The 20,702-nt window shown below is 63.7% G+C and carries 14 protein-coding genes and 1 pseudogene; 9 read left to right on the forward strand and 6 right to left on the reverse strand.

Annotation, left to right across the window (positions count from 1 at the left end; genetic code table 11):
* A partial coding sequence (locus H8A92_RS32080; protein ID WP_229199422.1) for a caspase family protein occupies positions 1 to 1,180 on the reverse strand: 1,180 nt, incomplete at its 3' end.
* 194 nt (positions 1,181 to 1,374) lie between these two features.
* On the opposite strand from H8A92_RS32080, the gene H8A92_RS32085 reads away from it, so the two are divergent.
* The 4 genes from H8A92_RS32085 to H8A92_RS32100 all read left to right on the forward strand — a co-directional run bounded on the left by H8A92_RS32085 (position 1,375) and on the right by H8A92_RS32100 (position 7,127).
* Positions 1,375 to 2,046, forward strand: a complete 672-nt coding sequence (locus H8A92_RS32085; protein ID WP_229199423.1) for a DUF4286 family protein — start codon at positions 1,375 to 1,377, stop codon at positions 2,044 to 2,046.
* Between the two features lie 278 nt (positions 2,047 to 2,324).
* Positions 2,325 to 4,124: an FAD-dependent oxidoreductase gene (locus tag H8A92_RS32090; RefSeq protein WP_229199424.1), complete on the forward strand. Its 1,800-nt coding sequence runs from the start codon at positions 2,325 to 2,327 to the stop codon at positions 4,122 to 4,124.
* Positions 4,094 to 5,941, forward strand: coding sequence for a 2-oxoacid:acceptor oxidoreductase subunit alpha (locus H8A92_RS32095; RefSeq protein WP_163150041.1), 1,848 nt, complete (start codon positions 4,094 to 4,096; stop codon positions 5,939 to 5,941). Before H8A92_RS32090 ends, H8A92_RS32095 begins: the two co-directional genes overlap by 31 nt.
* Before the next feature lie 130 nt (positions 5,942 to 6,071).
* Positions 6,072 to 7,127 carry a 2-oxoacid:ferredoxin oxidoreductase subunit beta gene (locus H8A92_RS32100; RefSeq protein WP_194459507.1) on the forward strand — a complete coding sequence of 352 codons (1,056 nt, stop codon included), beginning with the start codon at positions 6,072 to 6,074 and terminating at the stop codon, positions 7,125 to 7,127.
* A 67-nt stretch (positions 7,128 to 7,194) separates the two neighbouring features.
* On the opposite strand, the gene H8A92_RS32105 is transcribed toward H8A92_RS32100, so the two are convergent.
* From H8A92_RS32105 to H8A92_RS32120, 5 genes and pseudogenes are all read right to left on the reverse strand, one after another.
* Positions 7,195 to 8,385 carry an ABC transporter substrate-binding protein gene (locus H8A92_RS32105; RefSeq protein ID WP_420831395.1) on the reverse strand — a complete coding sequence of 397 codons (1,191 nt, stop codon included), beginning with the start codon at positions 8,383 to 8,385 and terminating at the stop codon, positions 7,195 to 7,197.
* Between the two features lie 42 nt (positions 8,386 to 8,427).
* Positions 8,428 to 8,550, reverse strand: a complete 123-nt coding sequence (locus H8A92_RS40880) for a hypothetical protein (protein WP_274613521.1) — start codon at positions 8,548 to 8,550, stop codon at positions 8,428 to 8,430.
* 95 nt (positions 8,551 to 8,645) lie between these two features.
* Positions 8,646 to 10,190 (reverse strand): SpoVR family protein, encoded by a 1,545-nt coding sequence (locus H8A92_RS32110; RefSeq protein WP_229199426.1) that lies wholly within the window; start codon positions 10,188 to 10,190, stop codon positions 8,646 to 8,648.
* A 4-nt stretch (positions 10,191 to 10,194) separates the two neighbouring features.
* A pseudogene (locus H8A92_RS32115) lies at positions 10,195 to 11,462 on the reverse strand (YeaH/YhbH family protein).
* Positions 11,463 to 11,568: 106 nt separating this feature from the next.
* Complete coding sequence (locus H8A92_RS32120; protein ID WP_163150023.1) at positions 11,569 to 13,512, reverse strand: PrkA family serine protein kinase; 1,944 nt, start codon at positions 13,510 to 13,512, stop codon at positions 11,569 to 11,571.
* A gap of 508 nt (positions 13,513 to 14,020) precedes the next feature.
* Between H8A92_RS32120 and H8A92_RS32125 the strand changes: the two genes are divergently transcribed.
* The 5 genes from H8A92_RS32125 to zwf all read left to right on the forward strand — a co-directional run.
* Positions 14,021 to 14,650: a hypothetical protein gene (locus H8A92_RS32125; protein WP_229199427.1), complete on the forward strand. Its 630-nt coding sequence runs from the start codon at positions 14,021 to 14,023 to the stop codon at positions 14,648 to 14,650.
* Between the two features lie 57 nt (positions 14,651 to 14,707).
* Positions 14,708 to 15,154 carry a DsrE family protein gene (locus H8A92_RS32130; RefSeq protein WP_229199428.1) on the forward strand — a complete coding sequence of 149 codons (447 nt, stop codon included), beginning with the start codon at positions 14,708 to 14,710 and terminating at the stop codon, positions 15,152 to 15,154.
* Positions 15,155 to 15,370: 216 nt separating this feature from the next.
* The gene (locus tag H8A92_RS32135) at positions 15,371 to 18,217 is read left to right on the forward strand and encodes a bifunctional transaldolase/phosoglucose isomerase (RefSeq protein WP_229199429.1); all 2,847 of its coding nucleotides are present in this window, start codon (positions 15,371 to 15,373) and stop codon (positions 18,215 to 18,217) included.
* Positions 18,218 to 18,229: 12 nt separating this feature from the next.
* A complete protein-coding gene (gene gnd, locus H8A92_RS32140; RefSeq protein ID WP_229199430.1) occupies positions 18,230 to 19,213 on the forward strand; it encodes a phosphogluconate dehydrogenase (NAD(+)-dependent, decarboxylating) in 984 nt (327 codons plus the stop codon).
* Positions 19,214 to 19,232: 19 nt separating this feature from the next.
* Positions 19,233 to 20,702: glucose-6-phosphate dehydrogenase (gene zwf, locus H8A92_RS32145; protein WP_229199431.1), on the forward strand; the 1,470-nt coding region annotated here is incomplete at its 3' end.

Genomic DNA, 20,702 nt, shown 5'->3' on the forward strand with positions numbered 1-20,702 from the left:
CCGGATCGCTGTAGTACAGCACCGGACGGTCGACATAGACGATCTCGTCGGGCGGCGGCGGCGGCACGTCGTAATCGATCGCCGCGAACTGCGGCGGCGGCTCCAGCGCGGCCGACAGATAGGAGAGCCGGCGCCTTGCGTCGTAAGCATGCGGCCCGCGCGGATAACGCCGCAGGTACGACCAATACGCATCTGCGGTGTCGGCGTTGTAGGTGCGCCGCCAGGTGATGGCCTCGCGCCGCGCCGCCACGATCGCGCGCACGCGCTTGGCCAACGGATCGGTCGGGTAGGCCTGCAGATAGTCCTCGTAGCCTTGCAGCGTGTCGCGCTCGAGCGCCGCGGCATAGGCATCCTGGGCCGGGAAATCGCGGATCGGCTTGGTGCGCAGTCCGGCGTCGACCTGCTGCGGCGGCGCATCCGGTTTGCGCTCGAAGAACATGAAGGGCGCGTCGACCTTCTGCGCGTTCCACGGGATCTCGGCACCCTTGGTCATCTCGTTGACGCGCAGACGAACGCGATCGAACACCTCGGGCAGAGTGAGGCCGCCGGCGCGGATCATTTCCGCCAGCGCCTGCGCATAGGGCCCGTAAGGCGGCGCCCCGTCAGGGGCGACAGTGCCGGGTGCCGAATTGAAGGCGATCAGCATCTTCGGATCGGGATCGACCAGCGCAAGGCCGCCGGCCAGCGGCTGGCCGTCCTTGGCGAAGGGATTGCTGCGCGCCGCATCGAGCACGATCACGCCGGCCTTGATCGGCAGCGCAGAGAGCTGATGGCTGTAGTCGGAGAGGCGGATCGCCTCGACCGGCACGTCGGTGTCGCGGGCGATCTTGGCGTCAACAGGCACGAAGTAGTTCTCGCCGGTGAGCTGCACGCCGTAACCGGCGAGGTAGACGAAGGCCACCGCGTTGGGCCCCGCGTCCTGCACCTTCTGGATGAAATCGCGGAACGACTTGCGGAGCGTCTCGCTGTCGAGATCGCGTGCCCCGACCACGTCGAAGCCGGCGGCCTGCAAGGTCTGCGCGATCAGTCCCGCATCGTTCGCGGCGGTCTGCAACGCGCTCGCCTGATAGGCGCCGTTGCCGACGACGAGCGCAAGGCGTTTCTCCTGGTCCTGCGCATGCACGGGAAGCGACGCAAGCGACACCAGACCGACGATCAATGCCCACAGAATGCGCGCCATAGTGGTCGTCCCTTTTCTTCTCGAGAGTTGGCGTAACGGATGGAAATGCTACTTCCGTGAATACGCGCTGAACAGGATTGCGGCAATTGTGGCAATCCTTGGTCTGAGCCGTCCTCGCCGCCCCGGAGCTGCTTCCCTGACCAGCGCCGTTCGGCGATATTGTGCAGATAAAACAGGCAAAAAAGGAGCACTCGATGCCAATCGCCGGACAAGGCATGCTGCTGACGTCGATGGATATCGACAGCTTACACGAAGCTGAATTCAATCGCTGGTACGACCGCGAGCATCTCGAAGAACGGGTTGCGATCGACGGATTCCTGGAAGCCCGCCGCTACGTCGCCCATGACGGCAGGCCAAAATATCTCAGCCTCTATTCGACCGCGACCTTCGACGTGCTCGAGAGCCCGGCCTACCGCAAGGCGCTCGCCAGCCAGACCGACTGGTCGAAGGCCAACATCGCGCGCTTCCAGAACATGATCCGCGGGGTTTCCCGCATCACCATCAGCCGCGGCGTCGGCCGCGGCGCAGCCCTCGGCATCATCCGCCTGCGGCCGCCGGCCGACGGCGCGGACAAACTCCGCGCTGCATTGCGGGAGCAACTCGATCCCGCCGCGCGCGACGGCATCATCTCGATGCATCTTTTGGAGAACGATCCCGTGCTGTCGAAGCCGCTGACACCGGACGCCGACAAAGCCGATCCCGGCGCCGGCGACTGGTTCGTGCTGATCCACGCCACCGACGTTGGCGCGGTCCCTGCGGCCGCGGCAAGCATCACGGGCAATGCAGCCTTGAAGCCGCTCGTGGTCACCAGCGGCGTCTACAGGCTGTTGTGGGATATCGCCAAGAGCGATCTTCCGCGCGGCTGAAGCAAACGCGCAACGTTTGCGTGGAGATACTCAAACAAGCGCGATGCGGTGGTGCAGATCATGCTGCACCGCCGCATAACGAAATCGAGATTAACGCTGAGCGCACATCAGCCGCGCGAAAGCAGATGATCAGACAATTTAGCCTTTGCCTTCTCTGGAACGGCTCTAATAAGATAAACCTATGATCCAATTCAAAAACCACAACAACGCCACGTGAGCGTTCGTCGTCAACGATAAGGCCGCGCGGTCAGGCATTTTCGCGCGGGTCAAAGGTAGGAATGAAACCGACTGATATCTCGGCGCCGGATTACTTTCATAAAGTAGTCGATTGCCAATGGGCCTGCCCCGCACACACCCCCGTTCCCGAGTACATCCGGTTGATTGCTGAGGGGCGTTACAGCGACGCCTACATGATCAATTGGAAGTCCAACGTGTTCCCCGGCATTCTCGGGCGCACCTGTGACCGTCCGTGCGAGCCGGCGTGCCGCCGCGGGCGCGTCGAGGACAATCCGGTCGCGATCTGCCGCCTGAAGCGCGTCGCCGCCGACTTCAAGGACGACATCAAGCATCGCCTGCCGAAGCCGGGGCCGAAGAACGGCAAGCGCATCGCGCTGGTCGGCGGCGGCCCCGCCTCGCTCGCGGTAGCGCGCGATCTCGCCCCGCTCGGCTATCACTGCACCGTGTTCGACGGCGATCCCAAGGCCGGCGGCATGATGCGCAGCCAGATTCCGAAATTCCGCCTGCCCGACAGCGTGATCGACGAGGAGACCGACTACGTCCTCAATCTCGGCGTCGAGTTCAAGGGCGGCCAGCGCGTCGACAGCCTGAAGCAGCTGCTCGCCGAGAACTACGACGCGATCTTCGTCGGAAGCGGCGCGCCGCGCGGCCGCGAGCTGGACATTCCCGGCCGCAAGGAGGCCGCCGCCAACATCCATATCGGCATCGAGTGGCTGGCCAACGTGTCGTTCGGTCACGTCGAAAAGATCGGCCGCCGCGTCATCGTGCTCGGCGGCGGCAATACCGCGATGGATTGCTGCCGCACCGCGCGCCGCCTCGGCGGCGAGAGCGTCAAGGTGGTCGTCCGCTCCGGCTTCGAGGAGATGAAGGCTTCGCCGTGGGAGAAGGAAGACGCCCTCCATGAGGACATTCCGATCCTCAACTACATGGTGCCGGTGGCGTTCAAGCATGTGGCAGGCAAGCTGATCGGCGTGATCTTCCAGAAGGTGAAGGCGGAGTACGACGCCAAGGGCCGGCGCAATCTGGTGCCCTCGGGCGAGCCGGACGAGACCATCCCGTGCGACGATGTGCTCGTTGCAGTCGGCCAGGAGAATGCGTTCCCCTGGATCGAAGCCGACTGCGGCATCGAATTCGACAAGTGGCACATGCCGAAGGTCGACACCAGGACGTTCGTCTCGACCAATCCCAAGGTGTTCTTCGGAGGCGACGCCGCGTTCGGGCCGAAGAACATCATCTGGGCGGTGGCGCACGGCCACGACGCCGCGCTCTCCATTCACAAGATGCTGTCCGGCGAGGACATCAACGAGCGCCCGCTGCCCGAGGTGCACGTTTCCTCGCAGAAGATGGGCATCCACGAGTGGAGCTACGACAACGACATCTCCACCGACAAGCGCTTCAAGGTGCCGCATCGCGACAAGGTGATCGCGCTGAAGGACATCCGCGCCGAGGTCGAGCTGGGCTACGACCTCAAGCTCGCGCTCGGCGAAGCGGAGCGCTGCCTGAACTGCGACGTGCAGACGGTGTTTGCCGCTCCGCTCTGCATCGAATGCGACGCCTGCGTCGACATCTGTCCGATGGACTGCATCAGCTTCACCGAGAACGGCGAGGAGGATGATTTGCGGCAGCGGCTGAAAGCGCCCTCGCCGCATCACGACCAGGCGCTGTACGTCTCCGGCGACCTGAAGACCGGCCGCGTCATGGTGAAAGACGAAGACGTCTGCCTGCATTGCGGACTGTGTGCCGAGCGCTGCCCGACCGGCGCCTGGGACATGCAGAAGTACCTCATCGATATGGTTCAAGCGGGATCAACATGTCAGTCCAAAGCCCGATCAGCAGCGTAAACGACTTCGTCGTCCGCTTCGCCAACGTCAACGGTTCGGGCTCGGCTTCTGCCAACGAGCTGTTCGCGCGTTCGATCCTGCGCCACGGCGTGCCGGTGTCGCCGCGCAACATCTTCCCCTCCAACATCCAGGGCCTGCCGACCTGGTATGAGGTGCGCGTCACCGAGGACGGCCATCTCGGCGCCCGCGGCGCCGTCGACATGATGGTGGCGATGAATCCGCAGACCTGGGACAAGGACGTCGCCTCGATCGAGCCCGGCGGCTATCTGTTTTATGATTCGACCAAGCCGATGCCGACGTCGAAATTCCGCGAGGACATCACCGTCATCGGCGTGCCGCTGACCGCGATCACCAACTCGACCTACACCGATCCCAGACAGCGCCAGCTGTTCAAGAACATCATCTATCTCGGCGCGCTCTGCGCCCTGCTCGACCTCGATCCCAAGCTGGTCGAGCAGCTGATCGGCGAGCAGTACAAGGGCAAGGAGAAGCTGCTCTCCTCCAACGTCCATGCGCTGCATCTCGGCCGCGACTGGGCGCTGCAGAACCTGAAATGCCCGATCGGACTGCGGGTGAAGAAGTCCGACAAGGTCGGCGACCGCATCTTCATCGAGGGCAACAGCGCGGCCGCGCTCGGCGCCGTCTATGGCGGCGCCACCGTGTGCGCCTGGTATCCGATCACGCCGTCATCGTCGGTCGCGGAAGCCTTCACCAGCCACTGCAAGAAGTACCGCCACGATCCCGAGACCGGCAAGGCGAAATACGCGATCGTGCAGGGGGAGGACGAGCTCGCCTCGATCGGTATCGTGATCGGCGCCTCCTGGAACGGTGCGCGGGCGTTCACTGCGACCTCGGGACCGGGCATCTCACTGATGACCGAGTTCATCGGCCTGTCCTATTTCGCCGAGATCCCGGCCGTGATCATGAATATCCAGCGCGCCGGCCCCTCGACCGGGATGCCGACCCGCACCCAGCAATGCGACGTGATCGCCTGCGCCTATGCCTCGCACGGCGACACCAAGCACGTGCTGCTGTTCCCGGAGGATCCGGCCGAGGCATTCGAGTTCGCCGCCGCTGCCTTTGATCTCGCCGAGCGGCTGCAGACCACCATCTTCCTGATGCTCGATCTCGACATCGGGATGAATCACCGGCTGTGCCGCCCGCTGAAGTGGGACGACGCCAAGCAATATGACCGCGGCAAGGTGATGACGGCGGAGATGCTCGAGGAAGGCCGCGACTTCGGCCGCTACCTCGACGTCGACGGCGACGGCATCCCCTATCGCACCTATCCTGGCACCCATCCGACCAAGGGCTCCTACTTCACCCGCGGCACCTCGCGCGACCGTTACGCGCGCTATTCCGAGGAAGGCGCCGTGTACGCCGACAACATGCAGCGCCTGGTACGCAAGTTCGAGACAGCGCAGGACATGGTGCCGCGGCCATTGCAGGCCAATGCGGCAAAGCCGACCAAGTATGGCGTGCTCTATTTCGGCTCGACCTCGCCCGCGATGGACGAGGCGATCGGGATTTTGGAGGCCCGCGGCCATCAGCTGGACCGCATGCGCATCCGCGCCTTCCCGTTCCACTCCAGCGTCGCGAGCTTCATCGCCGATCACGACTTCGTCTACGTGGTCGAGCAGAACCGCGACGCGCAGCTCCGCCAGCTGATCGTCAACGAGAACGGCATCGACCCCGTCAGGCTGGTGCCGATCCTGCACTATGACGGCACGCCGATCACCGCGCGCTTCATCGCCAACGCGATCGGCGACCACCAGGATCATCTCAAGGTGACCCCTCTCCGCAAGGCCGTGACATGACCGATCATCCGATCTCTCCGGCGTCATGCCCGGCCTTGTGCCGGGCATCCACGACTTCCTTTTTCCTGGCCAAGACGTGGATGGCCGGGACAAGCCCGGCCGTGACGTGGCGGGGACCGCAGGTGTTGTCATGACCTACATTGCAAAGCCGAAATTTCATCATCCCGGGCTGAAGAAGAACGAGCTGGGCTATACCCACCGCGACTACGAGGGGAAGATCTCGACCCTGTGCGCCGGCTGCGGCCACGATTCGATCACCGCCTCGATCATCGAGGCCTGCTACGAGCTCTCGATCGAGCCGCACCGGGTGGCGAAGATTTCCGGCATCGGCTGCTCGTCGAAAACCCCGGACTATTTCCTCGGCAACTCGCACGGCTTCAACTCGGTGCATGGCCGGATGCCGTCGGTGCTGACCGGCGCCAACCTCGCCAACCGCGACCTGATCTATCTCGGCGTCTCCGGCGATGGCGACAGCGCCTCGATCGGCTTCGGCCAGTTCGCGCATTCGATCCGGCGCGCGGTCAACATGACCTATATCGTCGAGAACAACGGCGTGTACGGCCTGACCAAGGGCCAGTTCTCGGCGACCGCCGACCGCGGCTCGAAGTCCAAGAAGGGCGTCACCAACACCGACAATGCGATCGACCTGGTCGCGATCGCCTTGCAGCTTGGCGCCACCTTCGTGGCGCGCAGCTTCTCCGGCGACAAGACGCAATTGGTTCCCCTGATTGCCGCTGCGATCCGCCACAAGGGCGCGTCCTTCATCGACGTGATCAGCCCGTGCATCGCCTTCAACAACCACGCCGGCTCGACCAAGAGCTTCGACTATGTGCGCGAGCACAATGACGCGGTGAACCGGCTCGACGTGCTGGTCGGCCGCGATCCGATCAGCGTCGACTATGCGCCCGGCACCGTGCAGGTGGTCGAGCAGCATGACGGCTCCAGGCTGGCGCTGCGCAAGCTCGACGCCGACTACGATCCGCATGATCGGCTCGGCGCGATGACCTTCCTGCAGAAGCATGCGGCCAAGGGCCAGATCGTCACCGGCCTGCTTTATGTCGATCCGGAGGCCGAGGATCTCCACACCCATCTCGACACCGTCGAGACGCCGCTCAACACGCTGGACGAACAGGCGCTGTGCCCGGGATCGGCCGTGCTGGACAAGATCAACGCCAGTCTGCGTTGAGGTTTGAATCTGGTTTCAGATCGGGCCTTCCGGCAACCACCGGAAGGCCCGATTTGCGTTTGGCCGGCTACTTGTCGCTCAGCACGTCGCCGAACAGTGCCCAGGACTTGCCGTCGAACCGTGCCATCTGGATCTGTCGGATCGGCGTCACATTGTCGGGCTCGGTCTGCACCTTGATGCCCGGCAGCAGCATCGGCAGTTCGAGCGGCTTCAGATTGGTCGCCTGCTTGATGATGTTGTCGCGGCTGTAGTCGCCGTTGCAGTTCTTCAGCACCGCCGTCATGACCTGCGCGACCGTGTAGCCCTGCACGTTGAAGAGATCACCGGCGCTCGCGTTCGGCTGATACTTCGTCATCCAGGCAGCAAACTCCTTCCGCGCGGGATCGTCGGCCCAGCGCGGATCGGTCGGGTCCTTCAGATAGAGGCCGGTTACGACCCCGATGACATTCTCGAGCCCGGCCGGCTCGAGCACAGCCGAGACCGAGTTGGAGACGGTCGGCAGGATGGTGAGCGGCTTCCAGCCCATGCTCGCCGCTTTGCGCAAAGCTTGCGCCGCGAATTTCGGCGTCGCTTCGGCGAAGAACACGTCGGCACCGGACTCGCGCATCGTCACCATCTGGGAATCGATGGTCGGGTCGGTCGTGAGGTAGGTGGTCTCGGCCACGATCTGGCCGACATGCTCACCAAGCCCGTCCTTGAAACCCCTGAGATAATCCTTGCCGGCGTCTTCGTTCGGCGTGATCACCGCGATCTTCGCATTCGGCTTGGTCTTCAGGATGTATTTAGCGTAGAGCCGACCTTCGAGCTCATAGGTTGGATTGAAACCGACCGTCCACGGGAATTGCTTCGGATCGTTCCAGCGCGTCGCGCCCGAGGACACGAACAACTGAGGCACTTTTTTGATGTTCAGGTACTTCTGCACCGAGATATTGGGCGCGGTGCCGACCGCGCTGAAGATCGCGAGCACCTCGTCTTGCTCGACGAGCTTGCGCGTCTGCTCGACCGTCTTCGACGGCGAATAGGCGTCGTCGAGACTCTCGAAGTCGATCTTGCGGCCGTTGATGCCGCCCTGATCGTTGAGCATCTGGAAATACGCGGCTTCGGCGCGCGCGATGGTGCCGTAGGCCGACGCCGGGCCGCTGTAGGGCGCGGTGTTTCCAATTCTGATGCCGCTTTCGGCTGCGATGGATGGCGGGATCGAGGCGGCCGTGAGCGCGGTGACAGCGAGCAGGCCGGCCAGGCGAGAGCGAATTGACAAGAGCATATCCTTTTCTTGGTTTTCTTGACGCGGCGCACATTATCAATCGCGCCCGAGCAGGCAATCACCAAGAAAGCCGCCGCGAAATTTCCGCATGCCGGCAATCACGTTCGCGCACGGAACGTGATGTGTTTTCAAAGCCTGCAATGTTGCCGGGATGTTCATGATGTGAGCCTTCGCCGGACGCGAAGGTTCACCGAGCAAGATCTGCATTCCGCGCGGCGGGCTGCGCCGCGCTCAGGTCAGCGACAGCGTCATCCTCAAGCCGCGACCGCTGCCGCGCGCGGGCTGACGACGTATTCCTTCAGCACCTTGTCGGTAGCGTCGACTTCGGTCAGCGCGACGTCGTAGGTCCAGAGATCGGCGAGATGCTGCAGCACGCGCCGCGTGTCGGTCTCGTTGAGCTGCGCGCCCTTCACGGTGGTGTGACGCAGCATCAGGCGGCGGTCGCCGTCGAGATCGACATCCATGACCTCGATGTTGGCGTCGACGAAACCGACGTCGTATTGCCGCGCCAGCTCGCGGCGCACCCGGCGGTAGCCGCGTTCATCATGGATCGCATCGACCTTGATCCCCTGGCTTTCGGCGGGGTCGTCGTGCAGATGGAACATGCGGAAGCGCCGGATCAATGCCGGACTGAGGAACTGGTTGATGAAGCTCTCGTCGCGGTAGTTGCTCCAGATCTCGCGCAGCACACCCTCGACGTCACCCTTGCCGGCGATGTCGGGGAACCAGTCACGGTCCTCGTCTTCCGGATTCTTCACGATGCGCTCGATGTCCTGCATCATCGCAAAGCCGAGCGCGTAAGGATTGAAGCCGGAGTAGCGGCGGTCGTCGAACTCGGGCTGGAACACCACATTGGTGTGCGACTGCAGGAATTCGAGGAAATTGCCGTCGGTGATCCGGTCCTGCTGATGCAGCCGGCTCATGATGCGGTAATGGACGTAGGTCGCGGTGCCCTCGTTCATCACCTTGGTCTGGCCCTGCGGGTAGAAGTACTGCGCGATGTGGCGCACGATGCGAATGAGCTCGCGCTGCCAGCCTTGCAGGCGCGGCGCCGTCTTCTCCAGGAAGTAGAGGATGTTCTCCTGCGGCAGACCGAGCAGCGCGCGGCGCCGCTCGGCAGTGAGCGCGGCCTTGCTCTTGGCCTTGGTGTTCGGCACCGTCCGCCACAAATCGTTGAACACGGCCTCCTCGTGCTGGCGGCGCTCGCCGGCACGCTTCTCCTCGGCACGCAAATCAAGCGCTTTCTTTCCGGGATAGCGGTCGACGCCATGCGACATCAGCGCATGCGCGGCGTCCAGCGTCCGCTCCACCGTTTCGCGCCCATGGCGATCCTCGCAGGCCGCGATGTAGCCCTTGGCGAATTCGAGATAGTCGAGGATGCCGTCGGCATCGGTCCACTGCTTGAACAGATAGTTGTTCTTGAAGAAGTGATTGTGCCCGAACGCCGCGTGCGCGATCACCAGCGTCTGCATCGTCGCGGTGTTCTCCTCCATCAGATAGGAGATGCACGGCGAGGAATTGATCACGATCTCGTAGGCGAGGCCCATCAGGCCCTTGCGATACGACGCTTCCTGGAAGGCGAACTGCTTGCCGAACGACCAGTGCTTGTAGAACAGCGGCATGCCGACCGAGGAATAGGCGTCCAGCATCTGCTCGGCGGTGATCACCTCGATCTGGTTGGGATAGACGTCGAGCCCAAGCTCGGTGCGCGCGATCTTCTCGCAGGCGTCGTGAATCCGCTGCAAGGTCTGGAAATCCCAGTCGGCGCCCTCGAACAGCCGTTCCCCGGAAAAACCCATTACGCTACACCCTTTCCTGCTTGGCTCGGCGCTTGAACAGGTCCTGGAACACCGGGAAGATCTCGCCGCGTTCGCTGACCTTGCGCATCGACAGCGGCTGGCCCTCATTGCGCAGGCGCTCATAGAGCGTCCAGAGCGAGGAGTCCGGCATGTCGAAGGTATAGTTGGCGGCTTCACCGACCTCGAGATAGGCGAAGAACTGGCAGACCGGCAGGATCTTGTCGGTCAGCAGTTGCCCGGTCAGCCCGCTGTCCGAGGTCATGTTGTCGCCGTCGGAGGCTTGCGCAGCGTAGATGTTCCAGTCGGCGGGACGGAAGCGGGTGCGCACGATGTCGTTCATCGCGACCAGCGCGCTCGACACCAGCGTGCCGCCGGAAGCCGGCCCATGGAAGAACGTATCCTCGTCCACCTCCTCGGCGCGGTCGGTGTGCCGGATGAACACGATCTCGACGTGCTTGTAGCGCCGCTTCAGGAACACGTAGAGCAGCATGTAAAACCGCTTTGCCAAGTCCTTCATGTGCTCGGACATCGAGCCCGAGACGTCCATCAGGCAGAACATCACGGCCTGCGCCACCGGCTTCGGCACCGTCTCGAAGCGGCGGTAGCGGATATCGATCGGATCGATGAACGGAATTCGCTTGGCCTTGGCCTTCAGCGCCTCGAGCAGTGCCAGCAGCTCGGTGCGGCGCGCCTGGTCGTCGCACTCTGCAAGCTCCGCCTCGAGCGTCTCGATCTCGTCCTTGCGCGGCCGGCGCAGCGCCACGCGTCGCGCCAGCGCCCGGCTCACCGTGCGGCTGATCGAGATGTTGGCGGGCGAGCCCGATGTCGCATAACCCGCGCGCGGATACCCTCGCTCTCGGTCTCCGCGAGCTTGCGCTTGGCGAGATCGGGCAATTCGAGGTCGTCGAGGAAGAGATCGACGAATTCCTCGCGGCTGAGCACGAAGCGGAAGGCGTCCTCGCTGTCGCCCTCGCCCGCGCCGGAACCCTTGGCGCCGCCCTGGTTCGGGCGCTGCAGCCAGTCGCCCTCGACGAACTTCTTGTTGCCCGGCATCACCATGTCGCGCGTGCCGCCTTCGCGCCGGAACCGCGGCTCGTCCATGCCGTCCAGGGGGATGGTCACTTCGCCACCCTCCAGGACATCCTTGATGTCCCGGTCCTGAGACGACTTCTTGACGGCTCCCTGCACCAGCGCCTTGGCGCGCCGCAGGAAGCGCTGCCGGTTCTCCAGGCTCTTGCTACCCGGATTCAACCGCCGATCGACGATATGCATGACCACGTTGCATCTGCCTCACCGGATGCGATCATGACCAGTCGCATCACATTTTTCTTGGACGGGACGAAACGGAAAGCCGACGCCGGCTTTCCGTTTTCGCGTACTAGCCGGCCTGCTTCACCCGCATGTACCACTCGACGAGCCGGCGGACCTGGCGCTCGGTATAGCCGCGCTCCACCATCCGCTCGACGAACTCGCCGTGCTTCTTCTCGGTCTCGCCGTCCTTCTTGGAGCCGAACGAGATGACGGGAAGCAGATCCTCGACCTGCGAGAATATCCGCTTCTCGATCACGTCGCGGACCTTTTCGTAGGAGGTCCAGCTCGGGTTCTTGCCGTTGTTGTGCGCCCGCGAGCGCAGCGAGAACTTGACGACCTCGTTGCGGAAGTCCTTCGGGTTGGCAATGCCGGCCGGCTTCTCGATCTTGGTCAGCTCCTGGTTCAGCAGCTCGCGGTTCATCAGCTGGCCGGTGTCGGGATCCTTGAAGTCCTGATCCTCGATCCAGGCGTCAGCATAGTCGACGTAGCGGTCGAACAGGTTCTGGCCGTAGTCGGAGTAGGATTCCAGATAGGCCTTCTGGATCTCATTGCCGATGAACTCGGCATAGCGCGGCGCGAGGTCGGCCTTGATGAATTCGAGATAGCGCTTCTCGGTCTCGTCAGGCAGCTGCTCGCGGCGGATCGCCATCTCCAGCACATACATCAGATGTACCGCATCGGCGCCGACCTCTGTGGTGTCGTGATTGAAGGTCGAGGCCAGCACCTTGAAGGCAAAGCGGGTGGAGACGCCGTCCATGCCCTCGTCGACACCGGCTGCGTCCTTGTATTCCTGCACGCTACGCGCCTTCGGATCGGATTCCTTCAGGCTCTCGCCGTCATAGACTCGCATCTTGCCGAACAGCGTCGAGTTTTCGTGCTTGCGCAGCCGCGACATCACCGAGAAGCGGGCCAGCGTTTCCAGCGTTGCCGGCGCGCACGGCGCGGCGGCAAGCTCGGAGCCCTGGATCAGCTTCTCGTAGATCTTCTGCTCCTCGGTGACCCGCAGGCAGTATGGGACCTTGATGACGCAGATGCGGTCGATGAAGGCCTCGTTGTTCTTGTTAGTCTTGAAGCTCTGCCACTCGGCTTCGTTGGAGTGCGCGAGGATGATGCCGGTGAACGGGATCGCGCCGATGTTCTCGGTGCCGATGTAGTTGCCTTCCTGCGTCGCGGTCAGCAACGGGTGCAGCATCTTGATCGGCGCCTTGAACATTTCGACGAACTCGAGCACGCCCTGGTTGGCGCGGTTGAGGCCTCCGGAATAGCTGTAGGCGTCGGGATCGTTCTGGGCATAGGTCTCGAGCTTGCGGATGTCGACCTTGCCGACCAGCGAGGAGATGTCCTGATTGTTCTCGTCACCGGGCTCGGTCTTGGCGACCGCGATCTGGCGCAGCCGGGAGGGCTGGATGCGCGCGACGCGGAACTGCGAGATGTCGCCGCCGAAGGCTTCGAGCCGCTTGTAGGCCCAGGGCGACATCAACCCGCTCAGCCGGCGGCGCGGAATGCCGTACTTCTCCTCGATCATCGGCCCGAGTTGCTCCGGATCGAACAGTCCGAGCGGGCTCTCGAACACCGGCGACAGCTCGTCACCCGCCTTCAGCACGTAGATCGGATGAATTTCCATCAGCGCCTTGATGCGCTCGGCGAGCGACGACTTGCCGCCGCCGACCGGCCCGAGCAGATAGAGGATCTGCTTGCGCTCCTCGAGGCCCTGCGCGGCGTGACGGAAGAAGCCGACCAGCCGCTCGATCGTGTCTTCCATGCCGTAGAAGCCGGCGAAGGCCGGATACGACCGTATCGTACGGTTCAAAAAGATACGGCCAAGGCGTGGGTCCTTGGCCGTGTCGATCATCTGGGGCTCACCGATTGCCGCTAATAACCGCTCGGCCGCATTGGCATATCGCATCGGATCACTTCGACACGACTCCAGATACTCGGCCATCGACATGTCGGTCTGGCTTCGCGCTTCAAACGACCTTGCGAAGGCGTTGAACAAAGAATCGTTGTACATGATCCCTCTCTCCACGATATGTATCGCCGCACGGCTGACACGAGTCGTAACCAGAGCGTCCAAGGATCGAATCAGCGTCGGCACGCTGGGTCCATTGGACACTCGACCGACTCAGTTCGGCAATGCACGGCGCGTGCAGCCTCTGCCTTATCAACAGGCAGGAAGCTTAATGGTTCATCAATATCCCCCATTGGTAGCCTGTTTTTAACGGTTGTAACTCCTCAGCCACATCCGTGGTTTACCGGGGCCCAGGCTTCCTAGGCGGACTTCCGAGCGGGGCAACTTCCCCGTCCGGAGATGAACGTTGGCCTCCCTGAAAACGTGTGGCTGTCCAGCCTTGGCGTCAAGATGCGCACGTCACAGATTCGGATGAACAAACATTCAGAAGCCGTTGAACGTGCCTCCTTCTCGCCGCGACTAAGGCAACGAGCCCGCGCAGTTCCGCGCGGCACCATTGCCGCGCTGTAAAGATGACACCTTGAAGGCGCAGGCTATTCCCGAGGCGGTCATGAAGCAGGCGCTCCTTGTTGTCGCAGTTGCCGCCGCAGCCTGCGCCGGCGCGACGTCGACCGTCCAGGCGCAGGAAGAGGTCGACAAGGCGGTCGACAAGGGCCTGGCAGCCGCCTTCGACAACAGGATGTTCGCAGGCCCGCCCGGCGCGAAAGCCTATGCCTGCTTCGTGCGGCGATACGATGCAGATCATCTCGCGCAGCATCCGAAGCAGAAGGTCCGTGCGATGAAGCTTCTGGTGTCGGCCGAAGACGCACCGGAGGACAAGACCACCAACTACTCGTTCCGCCTCGGCGTCGCCTACCGCCACCGCTCCGGCAATTTCGACTCCAGCGGCTATTGCAACCACGCGACCGCGGCCGAGTCCGGACACGAAATACGCTTTGAATGCGGCGTGGATTGCGAAGGCGGCGGTATCAGCGTGGCGCTGTCGAAGGACGATAAATCCGCGATCGCACGCCTCGCCAGCATCAGGATGTGGAATCGCAACAAGCCCGACGTTGAGGCAAGCGAAGAGCTGCTCGCCGGCGCCGACGACAAGATCTTCCGCGTCGATCGCGCGGACCTGAACGAATGCGCCGAACTCGTGACCGACCGCAAGGAACTCGCTGCACTCCGTCACAAGTAGTAGGCTTGCACAAGTGATAGGCTTGGTCGGGTCAACAACAATTGCGCGAGGGACGCCATGCACCGACGCAGCATCCTGTGGGGCACTCTCTCGGCGATGGGCGCCGCCTTCGCGGCGTCGCGGGCGAACGCCGCCACTGAATCATCGCCGCAGAAGCTGAAGGTGGTCTATCACCTCGACGACCTCGACAAGGTCGGTTTCGTGATCGGTAACATCCAGAACCATCTCGACGGCGTCGGCGGCCCCGGCAACGTCACGATCGCGCTGGTGGTGCACGGCCAGGCGCTGAAGGCGTTTCATTCGTCAGGAGCCAATCCTGACCTGTCCAAGCGTGTCGGGCAGCTCACCAAAGACGGAATCGAGCTCGCCGCCTGCGGCAACACCATGAAATCGCAGAACATCGGCCTGAAGGGCCTGCTTCCCGGCTTCGTCGCGGCCGAGCGTGGCGGCGTGGTCCGCATCGCCGAGCTGCAATCGCAGGGCTATCTCTACCTGCGGCCCTGACGCGCGGTCGCGCACCGCAACGCGTCATAAAAATGTGCTGAGTTCGGGGTCTGCTCGGGCTGCGTCCGAGGGGATCGAACTGTTGTGAATGGCGTTATCCCTTGGGAATGCTGATATTCCGCCCGGGCCCCCAGCCATGTTGACAATCCCCCTCCGCGCCCGAAAGCTGCCCGGGAACCCAAAAATCGACCCTCGATCGAACGAGAACAGGCACCCATGAACCCCGTCAAAGCACTCGAAAATCATCGCCAGGCCGTCTGGTTGGACTTCCTCGCCCGCGGGTTCGTCGCCAAGGGCGACCTGAAGCGGCTGATCGAGACCGACGGCGTCAAAGGCGTGACGTCCAACCCCTCGATCTTCGAGAAGGCGATCGGCAGCTCGGACGAGTATGACGGGGCGATCGGCCAGGCCCTCAAGAAGGGCGACCGCTCGGTCGCCGACCTGTTCGAGCATCTTGCCGTGGTGGATATCCAGCATGCCGCCGACGTGCTGCGCCCGGTCTACGATCACAGCCACGGCGGCGACGGCTTCGTCAGCCTCGAAGTGTCGCCCTATCTCGCCATGGACACCAAGGGCACGATCGCGGAGGCCGAGCGACTCTGGAAGGACGTCCACCGCAAGAACCTGATGGTCAAGGTGCCGGCAACGCCGGAGGGCCTGCCGGCGATCGAATATCTGATCGGCGAAGGCATCAGCATCAACATCACGCTGCTGTTCTCGCAGGAGGTTTATCGCCAGGTCGCGGAGGCCTATCTCAACGGCCTGGAGAAATACGTCGCCAAGGGCGGCGATCCCTCCCATGTCGCGAGCGTCGCCAGCTTCTTCGTCAGCCGCATCGACTCTGCCGTCGACAAGCAACTGGACGAGAAGATCGCAAAGGCCAACGATCCGCACGAAAAGGAACGGCTCGCGGCACTGAAGGGCAAGGTGGCGATCGCGAATGCAAAACTCGCTTACCAGGACTACAAGCGCCTGTTCTCCGGCCCACGCTGGGACAGGCTGACAGCCAAGGGCGCCAAGCCCCAGCGGCTGCTGTGGGCGTCGACCGGCACCAAGAACAAGGACTACAGCGACGTCCTCTACGTCGAGGAGCTGATCGGCCCCGACACCGTCAACACGGTGCCGCCGGCGACGCTCGACGCCTTCCGCGACCACGGCAAGGTCCGCGATAGCCTCGAGGAGAATATCGAGGACGCCCGCCACGTACTGGAGGAGCTGGAGAAATCCGGCATTTCGCTCGATGCGATCACCGAGGAACTGGTGAAGGACGGCGTCAAGCTGTTCGCCGACGCGGCCGACAAGCTCTATGGCGCGGTCGCCCACAAGCGCGCCACCTCGCTCGGCGGCGGCATCGATCACCAGAAGCTGGCGCTCGGCGCCACCATTTCGAAGGCAGTCGAGAAGAGCACCGAGGAATGGCGCACGTCGGCCAAGATTCGCAGGCTCTGGCACAAGGACAAGTCGGTCTGGACCGGCGACGACGAGGACAAATGGCTGGGCTGGCTCACCAGCGCCGCCTCCGCCGACGTCGCCGACTACGAGGACTTTGCCAAGCGCGTGAAGGGACAGAACTTCACCGACGCCGTGGTGCTCGGCATGGGCGGCTCAAGCCTTGGGCCTGAAGTGCTGGCCCAGACCTTCCCGCACAAATCCGGCTTCCCGCAGCTGCACGTGCTCGACTCCACCGATCCGGCGCAGGTGCGCGCGATGGAGGAGTATGTCGACATCGCCAGGACGCTGTTCATTGTCTCCTCCAAATCCGGCGGCACCACCGAGCCGAACGTGATGAAGGACTATTTCTTCGACCGGGTGGCGAAAGCGATCGGCAAGGACAAGGCCGGTCATCGCTTCATCGCGGTGACCGATCCGGGCTCGTCGCTGCAGAAGGTCGCGATCAAGCAGGGCTTTGCCCGCATCTTCTACGGCGATCCTGCGATCGGCGGCCGCTATTCCGTGCTGTCGCCGTTCGGCCTGGTGCCGGCGGCAGCCGCAGGCATCGACCTCCGCAGCCTGCTCGGCCATGCGCTCGCCATGGTGCGCTCGTGCGGCGCCGACGTGCCGCCGCAGGAGAACCCGGGCGTCCAGCTCGGGCTGGCGATGGGCATCGCCGGGCTCGAAGGCCGCGACAAGGTGACGATCTTCGCCTCACCCGACGTCGCCGATTTCGGCGCCTGGGCCGAGCAGCTGATCGCGGAGTCGACCGGCAAGGACGGCAAGGGCCTGATCCCGATCGAGGGCGAGACGATCGGCGACGCGACAGTCTACGGCAACGACCGCTTCTTCATCGACCTCCGCACCGAGGGCGAGAGCGACGCCACGCATGAGGCCAAGCTCGCTGCGCTCGAGGCCGCCGGCCACCCCGTGGTTCGCATCGTGATGAAGTCCATCGACCATATCGGTCAGGAGTTCTTCCGCTTCGAGATCGCGACCGCAGTGGCGGGCTCGATCCTCGGCATCAACCCGTTCAACCAGCCCGACGTCGAGGCTGCCAAGATCAAGACGCGCGAGTTGACGGCTGCGTTCGAGAAGACCGGGTCGCTGCCGGCCGAGCAGCCGGTGGTGTCGGCTGATGATGTCGAGCTCTACACCGACGCGCTGAACGCCGAGGAGCTGCGCAAGGCCGGCGCCAATGGCGACCTCAATTCCTGGATCAGAGCCCACCTGTCGCGCTCCGGCCGCGGCGACTATGTCGCCCTGCTCGCCTATATCGAGCGCGACGGCGACACCATCGACGCCATGCAGGCGATGCGGCTGAAAGTCCGCGATGCCAAACACCTTGCGACCTGCGCCGAGTTCGGCCCGCGCTTCCTGCATTCGACCGGGCAGGCCTACAAGGGCGGGCCCGACAGCGGCGTGTTCCTGCAGGTCACGACCGACGACGCCCAGGACCTGGCGGTGCCCGGCCAGAAGGCGAGCTTCGGCGTGATCAAGGCAGCGCAGGCGCGCGGCGATTTCGACGTGCTCACCGAGCGCGGCCGGCGGGCGCTGCGCGTGCATCTCAAGGGCGATCTCACCTCAGGGCTCGCGGCGCTCGACGCCGCGATCTCGGCTGCACTGAACTGACGGAGGCCCAAGATGCAACTCGGCATGATCGGCCTCGGACGGATGGGCGGCAACATCGTCCGCCGCCTGATGACCCAGGGCCACACCACCGTGGTCTATGACAAGGACCCCAAGGCAGTCGCGGCGCTCGTCGCGGACAATGCCACAGGCGCTTCGTCGCTGGAGGACTTTGTCCTCAAGCTGGAAGCGCCGCGCACCGCCTGGGTGATGCTGCCCGCCGGCAAGATCACCGAAGCCACCATCGAGGCGCTCTCGAAGCTGATGCAGCCCGGCGACGTCATCATCGACGGCGGCAACACCTTCTGGCAGGACGACGTCCGCCGCGGCAAGGCGCTCAGGGAGCGCGGGCTGCATTATGTCGATGTCGGCACCAGCGGCGGCATTTGGGGCATCGAGCGCGGCTACTGCATGATGATCGGCGGCGACAAGAAAGTGGTCGACCGGCTCGACCCGATCTTCAAGACGCTGGCGCCGGGCATCGGCGACATCCCGCGCACCGCCGGCCGCGAGGGCCGCGATGTCAGGATCGAACAGGGCTACATTCACGCCGGTCCTGTTGGCGCCGGGCATTTCGTCAAGATGATTCACAACGGCATCGAATACGGCCTGATGCAGGCCTATGCCGAAGGCTTCGACATCCTGAAGAACGCCAACATCGAGGCGCTGCCGCCGGAGCATCGCTTCGATCTCGACATCGCCGACATCGCGGAGGTCTGGCGGCGCGGCAGCGTGATCCCGTCCTGGCTGCTCGACCTCACCGCCTCGGCGCTGGCGCTGAACCACACGCTCGACAATTATTCCGGCTTCGTCGAGGATTCCGGCGAAGGCCGCTGGACCGTCAATGCCGCGGTCGACGAGGCCGTGCCGGCCGAGGTGCTGACGGCCGCGCTCTACACGCGCTTCCGTTCGCGCAAGGATCACACCTTCGCGGAGAAGATCCTCTCGGCGATGCGCGCAGGTTTCGGGGGCCACAAGGAGCCGCCGAAGAAGTCTTGAATCAAACGTGGAAGGTCACGTGCAGAAGAAACCCGATCCCTGCTCCTTCATCATCTTCGGCGCCACCGGTGATCTGACGCACCGGCTGGTCGTTCCGGCGCTCTACAATCTCGCCGCCGGCAATCTGCTGCCGGAAAAATTCTGCGTCGTCGGCGTCGTCCGCAAGGGCATGTCGAGCGAGCAACTGACCGACAGCCTGCTGAAAGGGCTGCGCAAGTTCGCCACCCGCCCGGTGGACGAGGCGATCGCGAAGCGGCTGTTCGAATGCGTAACCTCGATCGAGGCCGATCCGCGCGATCCGGCCTCGTTCGATGCGATGAACGAACGGCTCGACAAGCTCGAGAAGGCGCGCGGCACCGGCGGCAATCGGCTGTTCTATCTGGCGACCCCGCCGAACGCCTTCCTGCCGATCAGCGAGCAGCTCGGGCGCACCGGCATGCTGGCGGAGAACGGCGTCTGGCGGCGACTGATCATCGAAAAGCCGTTCGGCACCGATCTGGCATCGGCCAAGGCGCTGAATGCCGCGCTGCTGAAGCTGATGGACGAGCACCAGATCTACCGGATCGACCATTACCTCGGCAAGGAAACCGTGCAGAACATCCTGGTGCTGCGCTTTGCCAACGGCATGTTCGAGCCGATCTGGAATCGCAACCATATCGACCACATCCAGATCACCGTCGACGAGAAGCTCGGCGTTGGCCATCGCGGCAGCTTCTACGACGCCACCGGCGCGCTGCGCGACATGGTGCCGAACCATCTGTTCCAACTGCTGTCGCTGGTGACGATGGAGCCGCCGGCGCGCTTCGACGCCCATGCGGTGCGCTCGGAGAAAGCCGAGGTGCTGAGCGCGATCCAGACCCAGACCGAGCATGAGGCGCTGTCCAACTCGGTGCGCGGGCAGTATCGCGCCGGCCGGATCGGCGACACCGAGGTCGAGGACTACCTCAAGACACCGGACGTGAGACCCGACAGCTCGACCGAGACCTATGCCGCACTGAAGCTGACCATCGACAATTGGCGCTGGGCCGGCGTGCCGTTCTATCTGCGCACCGGCAAGGCCCTGACCACCAAACGCACCGAGATCGCGATCAAGTTCAAGCAGGCGCCGTTCGCGATGTTCCGGGACACTGCGGTCGACCGCCTGTCGCAGAATTACCTGGTCATCTCCACCGAGCCGACCGAAGGCATCGAGCTGCAGTTCAACACCAAGGTGCCGGGCCCGGCCATCAACATCGACGGCGTCGAGATGAAGTTCCGTTACAAGGACTACTTCAAGGCCGAGCCGTCGACCGGTTACGAGACGCTGATCTATGACTGCATGATCGGCGACAATCTGCTGTTCCAGCGCGCCGACAGCGTCGAGGCCGGATGGACGGCAGTGCAGCCTTTCCTCGACGCCTGGAAGAGTGCCGGCGGGCGCGGCCTGCAGCCCTACAAGGCCGGCAGCGAGGGCCCGGAGGCCGCCAACGCGCTGCTGACGCGCGACGGC

The sequence above is a fragment of the Bradyrhizobium acaciae genome (genome assembly GCF_020889785.1).
Classification (GTDB): Bacteria; Pseudomonadota; Alphaproteobacteria; order Rhizobiales; family Xanthobacteraceae; genus Bradyrhizobium; species Bradyrhizobium acaciae.

Excerpts from the sequence above, each read along its gene's own strand:
- H8A92_RS32085 (WP_229199423.1), top strand. The coding sequence starts at position 1,375 with ATGCCAATCGCCGGACAAGGCATGCTGCTGACGTCGATGGATATCGAC.
- H8A92_RS32090 (WP_229199424.1), top strand. The coding sequence starts at position 2,325 with ATGAAACCGACTGATATCTCGGCGCCGGATTACTTTCATAAAGTAGTC.
- H8A92_RS32095 (WP_163150041.1), top strand. The coding sequence starts at position 4,094 with ATGTCAGTCCAAAGCCCGATCAGCAGCGTAAACGACTTCGTCGTCCGC.
- H8A92_RS32100 (WP_194459507.1), top strand. The coding sequence starts at position 6,072 with ATGACCTACATTGCAAAGCCGAAATTTCATCATCCCGGGCTGAAGAAG.
- H8A92_RS40880 (WP_274613521.1), bottom strand. The coding sequence starts at position 8,550 with ATGAACATCCCGGCAACATTGCAGGCTTTGAAAACACATCACGTTCCG.
- H8A92_RS32110 (WP_229199426.1), bottom strand. The coding sequence starts at position 10,190 with ATGGGTTTTTCCGGGGAACGGCTGTTCGAGGGCGCCGACTGGGATTTC.
- H8A92_RS32120 (WP_163150023.1), bottom strand. The coding sequence starts at position 13,512 with ATGTACAACGATTCTTTGTTCAACGCCTTCGCAAGGTCGTTTGAAGCG.
- H8A92_RS32125 (WP_229199427.1), top strand. The coding sequence starts at position 14,021 with ATGAAGCAGGCGCTCCTTGTTGTCGCAGTTGCCGCCGCAGCCTGCGCC.
- H8A92_RS32130 (WP_229199428.1), top strand. The coding sequence starts at position 14,708 with ATGCACCGACGCAGCATCCTGTGGGGCACTCTCTCGGCGATGGGCGCC.
- H8A92_RS32135 (WP_229199429.1), top strand. The coding sequence starts at position 15,371 with ATGAACCCCGTCAAAGCACTCGAAAATCATCGCCAGGCCGTCTGGTTG.
- gnd (WP_229199430.1), top strand. The coding sequence starts at position 18,230 with ATGCAACTCGGCATGATCGGCCTCGGACGGATGGGCGGCAACATCGTC.